Genomic DNA, 13516 nt, shown 5'->3' with positions numbered 1-13516 from the left:
CTACTGCCCTGCCATTCACCCTAGCTATACCTTCCCACCTCATGAAACTCAGCCTTCAAGACACCGATACTACCGCCCTGCTCGACCAGCTCGGCACGGCCAACCTGGCCTTCCAAAAGACCTACCCCGGCGACCGGCCCGACCGCCAGCCCGTGCACACGGTGTACGGCGGGGCCAACCTCTTCAAGGCCGATACCTGCGTGCGGATGGGCGAAATTGCTTTGCGCAACCTCCAGACCTACGCCCCCAATTTTGTGGAGCTGGCCCGCGTGCTCCAACTCGCTGGCCACGAGCAACTACCTGTTTTAGAGAAAGATATCCACGCCCTCACCGACTACCTCGACAAGCTACCTGCCGCCGAGCGCCGCCAGCAGCCCGCCTGGCTGGCCCACACCGTGTACAACAAGGTTGTGCAGAAGCTCAAGACCGAGGGCGTCGAAGACTTCCGCATCGATTTTGAGGATGGCTTTGGCAACCGGCCCGATGCCGAGGAAGATGCCACTGCCGTGCAGGCCGCCCAGGAGGTAGCCAAGGGCATGGCCCAGGGCACGCTCTCGCCCTTCATCGGCATCCGCATCAAGCCCTTCACCGAAGACCTGAAGGCGCGGGGCGTGCGCACGCTCGACATCTTCTTGAGCACGCTGCTCGAAGCCACCGGCGGCCAGCTGCCGGCCAATTTCGTCATCATGCTGCCCAAGGTCACCATCCCCGAGCAGATGACCACGATGGTGCGCCTGCTGGAGCTGCTGGAAACGACCAACAACCTGGCTCCCAATACCCTGAAGATGGAAACCATGGTGGAAGCCACCCAGATTGTGATGGATGAGGAGGGCCGCAACCCGCTCCTGCGCATCATCCGGGCCGGCGAGGGGCGCTGCATTGCGGCGCACTTTGGCACCTACGACTACACGGCCTCGGCCGGTATCACGGCCAAGTACCAGACCATGGCGCACCCCGTTTGCGATTTTGCCCACCACATGACCAAGGTGGCGCTCGGCGGCACCGGCATCTGGCTGAGCGACGGCGCTACTAACGTGATGCCTATTGGCCCGCACCGGGGTGATAACCTGACGTTTGCGCAACTGCGCGAAAACCAGGAGGCCGTGCACAGCGGCTGGCGCCAGGCCTACCACCACACCACGCACTCGCTCATTGGCGGCCTCTACCAGGGCTGGGACCTCAACCCCGCGCAGCTGCCCATGCGCTACGCGGCCACCTACAATTTCTTTCTCAGCGCCTACGAAGGGGCCGTGCACCGCCTCAAAACCTTCGTGGACCGCGCCGCTATCTCGACCCTCACGGGCGATATTTTCGACGATGCCGCCACTGGCCAGGGCCTGCTCAACTTCTTCCTCAAGGCCCTGAACTGCGGCGCTATTTCGGAAGAAGACATCGTGCCCACCGGCCTCACGGTGGAGGAAATCGAAACCCGCTCGTTCTACCGCATTCTGCAAGGGCGGCGCAAGTCGTAGCGCGGGCAAACCAACGTGATTTCAACGCATTTTTTGCACAATTCCGTTTCTTAGCATTCCTGAGCCTTTCGTAGCAGCCAGCGTTTCCTGCCCGGAAACACCGGCTGCTGCGAAAGGCTTTTTTAGTTGATTATTAGTATTTTATGCTCTTTCTAAGGTTTTGCTTAATTTCTGCAACCTGATTAAACAAGTACCCTTAACAGTCAGAAAATGAAATTGTTATGAATAAACTACATTTTGCACTGCGCGTAGGACGACGGGAAGCTACTGATTTGCTGCTTAACCACTTTCTCCTTTTCCTACGATGACTTTCGCTACTGAATTTGTTCCCACCGCCGGGGAAGTCGGCATGCTGCCGATGCTGACGTATTTCTTCATGACGTTTGCGGCCTACTGCTTTTTGGGCAACGTGTTTTTCAGCGTGCTCACCAACCAGAGCGTAGCGCCCGAGCACCGCATTTCGCGGGCCTATGGGGGCGTTATCGCCATTGTGGCGGGCGTGTCGTACTACCTCATCACACGGTTTTACCACGGTATGCTGCAAGACCTCAGCCACTTAGAGTCGGCCGAGGCGCGGGCGGCCCTCATTCGGCACAGCTACCAGGCCATTGGCCAGTACCGCTACATGGATTGGGCAGTAACCACGCCCCTGCTGCTGCTCAAGGCCGCATCCATGCTGCGCATCCGCTACAGCGAGGCCGCCACGGCCATTACGGTGATGATGCTGGCCGACTTGTTTATGGTAGTGACCGGCTACATCGGCGAGCAGCAATTGACGGCGGCGGGCGAAATCATTACCAGCGGCAAGCTGCTGTGGGGCGGCATCTCGACGGTGGGCTACGTAGTGGCCGTCGTGGCGCTGTATGGGCTGTATAAGAAGTTCGCCGAGCGCGGCAATGACATCGAGCGTTGGGGCTTCAAGTTCATCGGTATCACCACGGTAACTACCTGGGGCGTGTACCCGCTGGGCTACATGCTCACCATGACCAACATCGACCTGAACTACATCCACATCACGTTCAGCATCTTCGACGTGTTCAATAAAGTGGGCATCTCGGTGGTGGCCTACCTGGTAGGCAAGCGCCTGCTCGACCAGCGCCTGGACGAGCAGAAAGTACTCGATGGCTACACTACGGCTTAGCCCGCCACCCAGCCTGCGCCAGCCCACGGCGCGGCCCCAGCGCTACTCCTACGGGGTGGTGCTGGCGGCTGCGGCCGTGGGCTGGCTGCTGCCCGGCTGGGCCGCCTGGGTGCTGGGGCCGGCGCTGCTGCTGGGGCTGGTGCTGCTGGGCGTGGCCCACGGCGCCTGCGACCAATACGTCGTGCCGGCTACCCACCCGGCGCTGGCCCGCAATAGGGCGCGCTACTGGGTAATTTTCCTGGGTGGCTACCTGGGGCTGGCGGCGGCAGTGGGGCTGCTGTGGTGGTGGTGGCCAGCGCTGGCGGTGGCCTTTTTCTTCGGGCTGTCGGCCTGGCACTGGGGCTCGGGCGATGCGCCGGCCGCGGCCCGCTACCGGGCGCAGTGGCTGGCGCACAGCCTCTTGCGCGGCGGGCTCATCTTTGCGCTGCCGCTCTGGTTTTGGCCCGCCGAAACACGCGCCCTCACCAACGACCTGCTCGCCCTAGCCGGGGCCGCGCCGGTGAGTACGGCGGCTATGCAGGCAGCTGCGCAGTGGCTGGGGCCGCTGGTGCTGGCCGGCCACGCGCTGCTGTGGGCGAGCTATTGCCTGACCCGGCAAAGCGCCCTGGCTCTTACCGACATGCTGGAAGCGCTGCTGCTCAGCTGCTTGTTGGTGGCGCTGCCGCCGGTGCTGTCGGCGAGCGTGTACTTTGTGTTCTGGCACAGCTTGCAGCACGTGCTGCGCATGAATGCCGTAATGGGCCGGCCTTTCGCCAGCAACGGGCGGGCCTTGTGGGCCGAGCTGGGCTTCTTTTTGCGGCGCTCGGCCCCGCTGCTGGCCATTAGCGTGGGGGCGCTGGCGGTGCTCTACGGCCTGGCCTGGGCGCGGGCGGCGAGCGGCCCGGCGCTCATCAGCCTGGCTTTGCTGGTGGCCTCGGTGGTCACGCTACCCCACGCGCTGCTCGTGACGCTGGGCCTCGACGTGGCCCGCTGGCGGCAACGCTAGGCGCGGGGCCGGGCGGCCGGGTTGGCTGGGTACAAGGCTTTTATTTACGGCCAAACAGGAACGTCATGCTGCCCTGCGGCCTGCATTACGTTCCTGTTTGGCATTATCCTTACCCCAGAATAGCGTGCCCGCTGGCCTACCTTCGTCGCATGGCTAACATACTCACCCTCAAGGCTACGCTGCGCTACACGCAGCCAGCTGTGTGGCGGCGGCTGGTGCTGCCCGACACGCTTACGTTCTGGGACTTACACTTTGCCTTGCAGCTGGCTTTTGGCTGGGAAAACGCGCACCTCTTCGAGTTTAGCACCGGCCGGGGCAGCCCCGGCGATTTCCTCACCGGCTCGCCCCCCATGCAGCCCGACGAAGCCGACTACCTGCCCGAGTGGTGGCACGACCCGCGCCAGGTAGCGCTGGCCGAAATTCTGCGCGCCCCGCAGGATAAAATCAGCTACGTCTACGACATGGGCGACCACTGGGAGCACCAGCTGGTGGTCGAAAAAATCGCGCCGCTCGCCCCCAACGCGCCCCTGCCCCCCGTGCACTGCCCCGACGGCCGCCGCGCTGGCCCGCCCGAAGACATCGGCAGCATCCCCGGCTACGAAATGCTGCTCGCCGCCCTGGCCGAAAAAGCCGCCGGCACCCGCAAGCGCATGCCCAGTCACTTCGCCGGCCTCGGCAAGTACGACCCCGACGCACCCGAGCTGGACATTGTGAACGAAAACCTGGCCCAGCTCGCCCTCGTCGTGGCCGACGAAAACGCCTCTATCGAAGCGTACCAGCAGCAGTTGGCCGCCCGGCCCCAACTGGTCAGGCAGCCCCCCACCCCCGACGAGCTGAAAAAGCTATTGAGCGGTATGATGGGCCCGCCCCCCGCCGCACCCAAGAAGAAACCTAAGTAAGAAGCTGGTGAAGGGCTGGGGTAGTGCTCATTCAAAAAGCACATAACTTCATAAAGGCCCTTTAACACAACAAGTGTTATAACCCAAGGCTTGGAAAAGCAACTGTTTTCTATGCATTGTAAATTGACTATTAATATAATATATTATAAGGAGCTACCTTATTTATTCTTACCCCTTTTGCTTTATGGGACTTACTTATAGCTTTGTTTTACTCCTGCCACAATCTGAGGAACAGGCACTATTTGAACACCTTTCTCAGGCTGGCAGAATCGACGAGTTACCTGGAATAGGTACCTGTCTTGTTCTCGACTTCCCACTTGATGAGTTGATATTGGCCTACCTGGAAGACCTGGCAGAGACTATAAATGGAGATAGTTTAAAAAGTAGGTTGCCGCTCCATAAAAGTGAACACCGAGAGTATTTTCCGGACGATATCACCGGGCGAATCGGCTGTATTTATCTAGATAAGAAGCAAATGCCCGCTACTCCATACATGTATGCCAAGTTCACGGCTGCAAGTTCTACTATGAGCAGGCTCTTTCAGGCTTCGCCTAGTATTAGAGGCTGGTTTTTACACCTGAGCAGCCGCTTAAACGCTACAGCCGCTTTTCTCGACTTGGAAGAACAAGGCTATGAATTTATCTATCGACAGGGACAGCCCATCACGGCTACCCTCACTGAAGACTTAGCGCTCGTTCAGGCAGCAGCTAGTGACTGGCAAGCTATAGTGCCTATCTGCCAAGATTATATAAAGTTGTTCTACGTGTAGAAGCAAGTTCAATAATACCTTTTAAGTGGAGCTTTTTACGTATTGTAAACGATTATTTACAATACGTAAAACCCAGCTTCGAAAGCTGCTCACGAAGCTGCTACTTCCGCCCCCGCCTCCACAAACGCCGGGTACAGTCCGCCAAGCACCCTTTCCGGGGTCATGGGGGCCACCAGCGGCAGGGCTACGCCGGGGCGGAAGGCCCGCACTGCGGCGCGCAGGGCGAAGTAGGCGCCGATGCCGTACATGAGCGGCGGCTCGCCCACGGCCTTGGCGCGCAGGATGGCGTTGGGGTGGCCGGGCGTGTTGAGAAAATGCACGTCGAGCACGGCGGGCACCGAATACAGGTCGGGTATCTTGTAGCTGTTCAGCGAGTTGCTGAGCAGGCGGCCTTCGTCGCTGTAGCTTACTTCTTCGAGCGTCATCCAGCCGATGCCCTGCACCGCGCCGCCCTCCACCTGGCCCCGGTCGATGGCGGGGCTGAAGCTCTGGCCGAAATCGTGGGCAATTTGCAGGCTGTCGATGGTGTAGGTGCCGCGCAGGCAATCGACAGTGGCCGTGGTGAGGGCCGTGCCATACACGTGGTAGGCGAAGGGGTGGCCGCTCTCGGTGCCAGCATCAAAGTGCACACCGGGCGTAGCGTAGTGGGCGTTTTCGGTGAGGGCCACGCGCCGCACGAAGGCGCTGCTCACCAGCTTCTCCCAAGTGGTTTCGGCCGGGATACCGGCGGCCAGCACCTGCTCGTTTTCGATGGTAATACCTTCGTAGTCAGTGGCAAACTCGGTGCTGGCGTGGCGCAGCAGGCGCTCGCGCAGGGCCAGGCAGGCCAGCTCGGTGGCCTTGCCGTTGAGGTCGGCGGTGGCGCTGGCGGCACTGGGCGAAGTGTTGGCCACGCGGGTGGTGTTGGTAGTTTCGATTTTGATGCGATTAATCGAAATGCCCAGCGTGCGGGCCGCCACCTGCGCAATTTTGGTGTTCACGCCCTGCCCCATCTCCACCGCGCCGGTGCTGATGCCCACCGAGCCATCGGTGTAGATGTGCACCAGCGCCCGCGTCTGGTTCATAAACGTCTTGGTAAACGAGATGCCGAAGCAGATGGGCATCAGCGCCAATCCCTTCTTAAAGAGCTGGTTATGTTGATTAAACGCCGCCACCGCCGCCCGTTGGGCGGCCAGGTCAAACAGCGCGGCGGCCGTGTCCCAGGCCTGCTCGGCGTGGCATAGCTGGGCTGGCTGGCGATAGGGAAACAGGTCGCCCTCGCGCAGCAGATTGCGCCGCTGAATCTCGCTCGGCAGCACGCCCAGCGCCTCGGCCGCCCTAGTAATGGCCGCCTCCATCACGAACATACCCTGCGGCCCCCCAAAGCCCCGGAAGGCCGTATTGGGCGGCAAATTGGTGCGGCACGAGTTGGCCGTAGCCGTCACATTCGGGATGCAGTAGGCGTTGGTGGTGTGGAACAGCGTGCGCTCCAGCACGGCCGGCGAGAGGTCGGCGGCGGCCCCCGCATTCTGGTAGTACGTGACCTCGTAAGCGATGATTTTCAGGTCCGCGCTCAGGCCAATTTTGAAGTCGGACGAGTACGGGTGGCGCTTGCCGGTCATGCGCATGTCGGCCATGCGGTCGAGCACCAGCTTCACCGGTTTTTTGGTCAGAAAAGCGCCCAGTGCGGCCAGGCAGCCCCAGGGCGTAGCCTGGTCCTCCTTGCCACCAAAGCCGCCGCCAAGGCGCGTCACGTCCACCTCAATCTGGTGCATGCCGATGCCCAGCACCACGGCGCAGTGCCGCTGCACGGCCGTCGGCCCCTGCGTCGAAGAGATGATTTTGACCCCGCCCAGCTCGGTCGGGAGAGCATACGCGCCCTGCGTTTCGATGTACAGATGCTCCTGCCCGCCGCTCTCGGCCACGCCCGCAAACACGTGCGCGCAGCCCGCAAACGCCCCCGCCGAATCGCCGATGCGGAAGGTGCGCGGCGGCACAATCAGCTCGCCTTGCGCGGCCGCCTGGCGCGGGTCGGTAATGATGGGCAGCGGTGTACTATCGGCCGCGATGAGTTTGAGCGCCGCGTGCGCCTGGGCCTCGGTGCGGGCCAGCACCAGCGCTACCGGCTGCCCCCGAAAGTGCACGTGGCCCTCGGCCAGCAGCGGCTCGTCGGGCACGATGCCGCCGATTTGGTTGCGGCCCGGAATGTCGGCGGCCGTGAGGATGCGCACCACGCCGGGCGCTTTTTGGGCGGCGCTCAGGTCGAGGCTGTTAAGCACGCCGTGGGCCAGCGGCGACTCGTACACGGCCGCGTAGAGCGTGCCCTGCTGCACGGGCACATCGTCGAGGTACTGCGATTCGCCGCGCACGTGGCGCTGGGGGTCGAGATGGTTCATGGCTTGTAGAACGGAGTGGCACTCCGTTTCCGTAAGCGCCGGGCGAAGCAGTAGAATAGGTATTTGCGCCCTGGTGGCGCGAACGACAAACGGAGTACCACTCCGTTTTACAGCAGCTCGGCCAGCGTGATGGCCGGCGCAAAGCGCAAAAAATGCGCAAATAGCAACTGCCTTAGCAACAGCCGCTTATAGGCCGCTGTGCCGCGCACGTCGCCGATGGGACTGATTTCTTCCTGCATCACCTCATTGGCGCCAGCTACCGTGGCGGCGCTCAACTCGCGGCCCACTAGGTACGCACCCGTGCGGACGAGTAGCAGCGGCACCGGCCCTACCCCACCGGCCGAGAGCCGGGCGGCGGTAATTGCGCCATTTTCAACCCGCAGCCAGGCGGCGGTATTCACGCTGGCAATGTCGAGGTGCATGCGCTTGGACACCTTTTCAAAGTTGAAAAAATCGCCCGATTGCGGGGCCGGGAAACTGATTTCGGTTACCTGCTCGTCGGCCGCTTTGGCTAGCTTCTTATAGCTCAAATACAGCTCGGCCAAGGGCACAACACGACCCGTGCCGCTGGCGTCGGCCAGCGTAACATCGGCCCCCAGCGCCAGGAACATGATAGTTAAATCACCAATCGGTGAGGCGTTTACGAAGTTACCGGCCACCGTGCCCATGTTGCGAATGGGCGTGCTCGATACCAGCTTGAGGTACTCGGGCAGGCGGGGCAGCAAGCCGCGCATCAACTCCGATTCGAGTAATTGGCCGGCCGTGGTAGCGGCCCCCAGCACTACGCGGCCGGCCCCGGCTTCGTGGCGGATGCCGCGCCGGCCATTTTGGTCGAACAGCAGGCGCACGGGCTGGGCGCGCAGCTCGTCGAGGCGCTGCACCAGCAGGTCAGTACCGCCGCTGAGCAGCGGGTGGGTGGCGTAGGGGAAGGCGCTGCTATCGTGGCCGTTCTGGCTTTGCGCGTGGCCGTTGGGCGAGGTTGAAACGGCGCTGCGGCGGTGGCCGTTGTTACTGGCGGCCAGCACTTCGGTGGCGACCGTTTCGGCGCGCAGGGCAGCCAGGCGGGCGGGCATTCCGGCAAAATAGGCGGGCACGAACTGCTTCTCGGTAAGCCACTGCACGCTATTGGTGCTGGGGCGCGCGGCCAGCTCGGGGGTGAGGGCAGCGGCGGCGCGCTCCAAGGATTTGTAGCCAGTGCAGCGGCAGATGTTGCCATCCATAGCGGCGCGGGTACTTTGGGCGGTGGCGGGCTTGTCGCTGAGGCTGTGGCCGGTGAGCGACATCACAAAGCCAGGGGTGCAGAAGCCGCACTGCGAGCCGTTATTATCCACGATGGCCTGCTGCACGGGCGTGAGCTGGCCGCCGGCCTGGTTGATGCCTTCGACCGTGACCACGTGCTTGCCGTGGACGTTGCCGAGGGGCGTGAGGCAGCTCGTCATGCTCTGGTAGGCAATGCGTTGGCCACCGCTGGCCAGCTCGCCCACCAGCACGGTGCAGGCCCCGCAATCGCCCTCGCGGCAGCCGATTTTGGTGCCCACCAGGTGCTCGTGGTAGCGCACAAAATCGAGCAGGGCGCTGGCCGCCGGCTCGGTGGTGTGAATGGGCTGGTCGTTGAGGAAGAAGGTTATCATCGGCAAAACCCAGTTAGCCAAGTGGTAAAGGGATTTCCAAGTTACTGCCGGCGCTGGCTTTGGGCAACGGGGCCGGGGGTTTTCTCAAAACAACACCGCCACCTGCATGCGCCCGGTGTGCACAATGCCCAGGCCGCTGGCCTTGCGGCCATCGTACGCCACGTTGATATTGAGGCCGTTAGCCAAGCGCTGCTCCAGGTTGAGGTTCCAGGTGTAGTTGGTGCCGGGGCGCAGGGCTTGCAGGATTTCGAGGCCCACCACCGACGATAAATCACCTTCGAAAGCTACCCGCGTGACGTGCGTGGCGGCTGTAACGGTGCGCTTGCTCACCTGGCTCACGCGGGCTTCAAGGCCCAGGTCGTCGAAGGTGGCGTTGCTGTCGGCCTTGCGAGCGGCCAGGGTGTTGGCCTTGCTGGTGTGCAGCAGCGTGCCGGTGAGGCGCAGCGCCGGGCTGGGCTGGTAGCTGACTTCGGGCTGCGCGGTGTAGATGAGCAGCCGAAAATTGCGGGTTTCCGAGTACGTGGCCTGGGCCTCGCGCACGTCGCGGGCCACGTTGAAGCGGCCCGTAAACGACTGCGCCAGCGTGCGTCGCAGCAGCAGGCTCTGGGTGGTGAGGTTGCGCAGGTCGAAGCCTTGCACCAGCAGCGTTTTCTGCTGGGTTTGCTGCACCGTCAGCTCGGCCCCGAAGATGGGATTGGCGCGGTTGAGGTACAACGTATTACGTAATAACTGATTAAAAGCCAGCAGCTTATCATCTTCCTTACTGAAGCTGAACGGGCTGAGGCGGGCCGCCACGTTGGGGCTGGTGGTGCGGCGGTCCACGGTTACGCTGCTCACGGTGCTGAGGCGGGCCAGCACGGCGCGCCAGGCCCCGGCTTCGCGCCAGCCGCGGGGCGCGTTCACGGTGAGGCGGTAGCTGAGGCGGTTTTGGTAGGCGGTGAGGTAGTCGGCGGTGGGCAGGTACACTTTGATAAACGTACGGTACTGCGCATCAGCCGTTTGCGCTTCCAGAAACTCATCCTTGTCCTGCACATTGTTGCCGTTGAGGTCGCCGGCGTAGTAGTGGGTACCCTGGCCGGCGGGCACGGCCAAAAAGGAGAAATCGCGCCGCAGCTCGCGGCCGGTTTGCACGCTGTAGCTCAGCTCGGAGCGAATCTGATTCTGGAGCAAACCCAGGGTGTGGTCGAGCTTGCCCAGGATATTGCGCTGGCGGGCGCTGTCGGGCTGGCTCACCAGGTTTACGTCGCGGTAGGTGGCGATGAGGCGCAAGTCCTGGTACTTGCTGAGGCGGGTGCTGAGGTTGCCCTGCACGGTCTGCGACTGGTTGTGCACCTGCAGGTTGTTCTGCTCGGCGGTGGGCGTGCGGTCTTGCCGGAAGGCGTAGCTCAGGCCGTAGCGGGTGCGGCCGGTGTCGGGGCTTTGCAGGGCAAAATTGTGCTCGTCGAAGTAGTTGGCCGAGCGGATGGTGTCGCCGCGGGGCGAGATAACCCGGTTTTTATCAAAGCGATAGGTGTAGCTCGGAATGAGCCGGCCGCCGCCGTAGCGCACGCTGGCCTCGCCCCGCGCCCAGCTCGACTGGTAGCGCCCGGCCTGCGAATTGAGCACAAACAGCGAGCCGCGCAGCTCGACGCGGCCCACCTGCTGGGCCACGTCGAGCCACTGCTGCACGCCGCTCACCTCGCCGGGCCGGTTGCGACGGCTCACGCGGTAGTTCACGGCGTGGGTGGCATCGCGGGTGAGGCCGATGGCGAAGTTGAGGATATTGTCTTCGCGCGGGGTAGCGGCCGTGGCGTTGGCGGTGCTGGTGGCGCTCCAGTTGCGGTCAAACTCGATGTCGCGGTAGCGGTCGATGGGCGCAAACTTGGGGGCCGTGTGCTCGTAGTCGAGCGCCGAGCGCAGGCGGTAGCTCTGCAAGGCCCCGGGGGCCCACTTGGGCAGGGCGCGGTCTTGCACGGTGTAGCCCAGGCGCACGGCCCCGCCCTTGTCCTCGGTGCCCAGTGCGAAGCGGTTGCGTTGCAGCTGCGAGCTGGCCACGTCCACAAACACGGCGGCCGTGGGGTCGAGCTGGTAGGTGGCCCCGCCGCTCACCATTTGCTTGAGCAGCGGCGTGGGCAGGGTGCGCACCGCCTTATAGCGGCCCAGGCCCAGGCCAGCGTAGATATACACCCGGCCGTTGGAGTTTATGTCGCTGGTGCTCAGGTTATAATCACCCAGTCCCTGGCCCACATCCGTGAAGCGCACCGTGTACACGGTGCTGAGCGAGTCGCGGGCAAACACAAATACCGAGTCGAGCCGGCCAGTGAGCGGGTTGAGCCGGCCCACGCGGTTGTACTGCACAATGGTGCGGTTGAAGGCCGCCCGCGCCCCACCCGGGGCCTGCACCACCGACACGTTGCCGGCTCCCCGCAACAGCTGCTGCTCGGCAAACGTCAGCGTGAGGTTAGCGGCGTTGTCGGGGTTGTCGGCCTCTTGGTAGTAGTTGGCGCGCAGGTTTAGCCTGCCCACCTGCTGGTAGTGGCTGGCCGTGTAGAGCGAGCGTGCGTAGTTGAGGTCGGAATACTCAAAATCGACCTTAATGCGCGAATTAGTGGTGATGAGGTGGCGGGGCGAAAACGTGATTTCGGCTAGGTTATAATCCACCACGTAGTCAAAATCGAAGCCCCGCGTTTGCAGGCGGCCATCGAGGTACACGCGCTCGGAGCCCGCCAGCACAATGATAAACTGCTCGCCGTTGGGCCCCTTGAGGCGGTAGGGCCCCTGCACGTTATCAATCGGCGCAATATCGATGCTGGCAAACTTGCCCTTGGCCACGCCGCCCGCCACCAGCGTGGAGGAGCGCACCTGCCCCAGCTTGTCGAGCACCGTGACGCTGCCGGTGCCGGCCACCGGCGCGCCCGGCAGCGGCTGGCCGCCCGGCACGGCGGCGGTGGGCGCCAGCAGCGGGGCCACGCCGCCCGCGCCGGGCGGGGCGGCGCTGTTGTTGGTCACGCCGTTGGTGTAGGTCGTGAACGACGAGGGCGGAGCGTTGCTCACGCTGTTATTGGTGGTGCCGGCTTGCAGCGGCTGCGGGCCGGGCGCGCCCAGGTTCACCTCCACGGCCGCGCCCTGGATGTTTTTGTAGTAGCGCAGGAAGTAATCGGGCTTGTTGCGCAGTACCACGTCGCCGGCCGTCAGGTTCCACTGCGGGCCGGTGAGGGTGATGTAGATTTTATCGAACTGCTGGAGCGTCTGCGTATTCCCCTCGGGCTGAAAAGGCACGTTCTGGTCCGAAATAGCCGCCGTGAGGCGAATCTTCTCCGTCAGCTGCCCTTCGAGCTGCAAGTTGAGCGCCGAGTTCACAAATACGTTCTGGGTATTGCCAAAGGAAATCCCCCGGCTCAGATTACCCGTTTTGCTGATGCCCGGCGTGCTGAGAATCTGCTCTTGCTGCGAAAAATCTTCGAGCCACAGCATGGGCCGGTCCCGGAAATCGAGGCTGTCCATGAGGCGGCGCGGGCGGCGGTAGCGGGCCCGCAGCAGCGGTAGCGGCAGCACCCGGTAGCACAGCAGCACCGAATCGGGCAGGGCCGCGCCGCTGCTGTCGCGCCGCGCCGGCTGCACCAGTTCGTAGCGGTCGAGGCGCGGGTCGTAGCGCACCGACTGCCCATTGGCCGTCACCGACGACGGCACCACGGTCAGCGTATCACTAATAGCGAAGCTGGTGGTGTCGCGGCCGGCCGCCAAACGCAAGTAGCGGCAGCGGCGGTTGTTGGGCGGCTCGGTGGGCGCCGCCACCACCGGGCGCGCCGCTTGCTGCGCCCGGGCCGGACCAACAGCCAAACTCAACACCGCTACGAGCAGGGCCACAAAGGCAAAGCACAAACGGTAGCGTTGGGTCATAGAGTAAAGTTCGGCGGCGGTGGGGGCACAACGCTACGCCGGGCCGGTTTGGTGCCTGGGCCAGCATAGAAGTCTGGCAGCAAAATCATCTCCACTACTGACCACGCGGCGCATACGTCAACCGGTCGTCCGGCTTCGCCGCTGGGCCGGTTGTCGTGTGCGCCGCGTGGTCAGTCGTGCGGGCGTCGCTCGCACGGCAACCGGTCGGCCGGCTTCGCCGCTGGGCCGGTTGTCATGTGCGCCGCGTGGTCAGTCGTGCGGGCGTCGTTCAAGCGGCAACCGGTCGGTCGGCTCCGCCGGCGGACTGGGGCACTAGCCTCAAAATTGCGCCAAAAGCCCCCAAACGAAGAGGCGGGGCGCCCGGT

General features: G+C 63.3%; 8 protein-coding genes. 5 read left to right on the top strand and 3 right to left on the bottom strand.

Annotation, left to right across the window (positions count from 1 at the left end):
• Positions 1–41 precede the first annotated feature (41 nt).
• From QMK33_RS07875 to QMK33_RS07855, 5 genes are all read left to right on the top strand, one after another.
• Positions 42–1472, top strand: a complete 1431-nt coding sequence (locus QMK33_RS07875; RefSeq protein ID WP_283564024.1) for a DUF6986 family protein — start codon at positions 42–44, stop codon at positions 1470–1472.
• Positions 1473–1776: 304 nt separating this feature from the next.
• Positions 1777–2613 carry a bacteriorhodopsin gene (locus QMK33_RS07870; protein ID WP_283564023.1) on the top strand — a complete coding sequence of 279 codons (837 nt, stop codon included), beginning with the start codon at positions 1777–1779 and terminating at the stop codon, positions 2611–2613.
• Positions 2594–3598 carry a Brp/Blh family beta-carotene 15,15'-dioxygenase gene (locus tag QMK33_RS07865; RefSeq protein ID WP_283564022.1) on the top strand — a complete coding sequence of 335 codons (1005 nt, stop codon included), beginning with the start codon at positions 2594–2596 and terminating at the stop codon, positions 3596–3598. The genes QMK33_RS07870 and QMK33_RS07865 overlap by 20 nt, the downstream gene beginning before the upstream one ends.
• 149 nt (positions 3599–3747) lie before the next feature.
• Positions 3748–4497 (top strand): plasmid pRiA4b ORF-3 family protein, encoded by a 750-nt coding sequence (locus QMK33_RS07860; RefSeq protein WP_283564021.1) that lies wholly within the window; start codon positions 3748–3750, stop codon positions 4495–4497.
• Between the two features lie 184 nt (positions 4498–4681).
• Positions 4682–5266 (top strand): hypothetical protein, encoded by a 585-nt coding sequence (locus QMK33_RS07855; RefSeq protein WP_283564020.1) that lies wholly within the window; start codon positions 4682–4684, stop codon positions 5264–5266.
• An 89-nt stretch (positions 5267–5355) separates the two neighbouring features.
• Here the strand turns inward: QMK33_RS07855 and QMK33_RS07850 are convergent, their stop codons facing one another.
• The 3 genes from QMK33_RS07850 to QMK33_RS07840 form a co-directional block, all read right to left on the bottom strand.
• Positions 5356–7641, bottom strand: a complete 2286-nt coding sequence (locus QMK33_RS07850; protein WP_283564019.1) for a xanthine dehydrogenase molybdopterin binding subunit — start codon at positions 7639–7641, stop codon at positions 5356–5358.
• Positions 7642–7748: 107 nt separating this feature from the next.
• Entirely contained in the window at positions 7749–9293 is a 1545-nt protein-coding gene (locus QMK33_RS07845) for a 2Fe-2S iron-sulfur cluster-binding protein (protein ID WP_349361707.1), read from the bottom strand.
• 63 nt (positions 9294–9356) lie between these two features.
• Complete coding sequence (locus QMK33_RS07840; RefSeq protein WP_283564018.1) at positions 9357–13151, bottom strand: DUF8818 domain-containing protein; 3795 nt, start codon at positions 13149–13151, stop codon at positions 9357–9359.
• Positions 13152–13516: the final 365 nt, after the last annotated feature.

The organism is Hymenobacter sp. H14-R3, assembly GCF_030063445.1.
Classification (GTDB): domain Bacteria; phylum Bacteroidota; class Bacteroidia; order Cytophagales; family Hymenobacteraceae; genus Hymenobacter.
Note: the sequence above shows the minus strand (reverse complement) of the source record. Positions and strands in the feature narration are given on the sequence as shown.

Excerpts from the sequence above, each read along its gene's own strand:
- QMK33_RS07840 (WP_283564018.1), bottom strand. The coding sequence starts at position 13,151 with ATGACCCAACGCTACCGTTTGTGCTTTGCCTTTGTGGCCCTGCTCGTA.
- QMK33_RS07850 (WP_283564019.1), bottom strand. The coding sequence starts at position 7,641 with ATGAACCATCTCGACCCCCAGCGCCACGTGCGCGGCGAATCGCAGTAC.
- QMK33_RS07875 (WP_283564024.1), top strand. The coding sequence starts at position 42 with ATGAAACTCAGCCTTCAAGACACCGATACTACCGCCCTGCTCGACCAG.
- QMK33_RS07870 (WP_283564023.1), top strand. The coding sequence starts at position 1,777 with ATGACTTTCGCTACTGAATTTGTTCCCACCGCCGGGGAAGTCGGCATG.
- QMK33_RS07855 (WP_283564020.1), top strand. The coding sequence starts at position 4,682 with ATGGGACTTACTTATAGCTTTGTTTTACTCCTGCCACAATCTGAGGAA.
- QMK33_RS07865 (WP_283564022.1), top strand. The coding sequence starts at position 2,594 with ATGGCTACACTACGGCTTAGCCCGCCACCCAGCCTGCGCCAGCCCACG.
- QMK33_RS07860 (WP_283564021.1), top strand. The coding sequence starts at position 3,748 with ATGGCTAACATACTCACCCTCAAGGCTACGCTGCGCTACACGCAGCCA.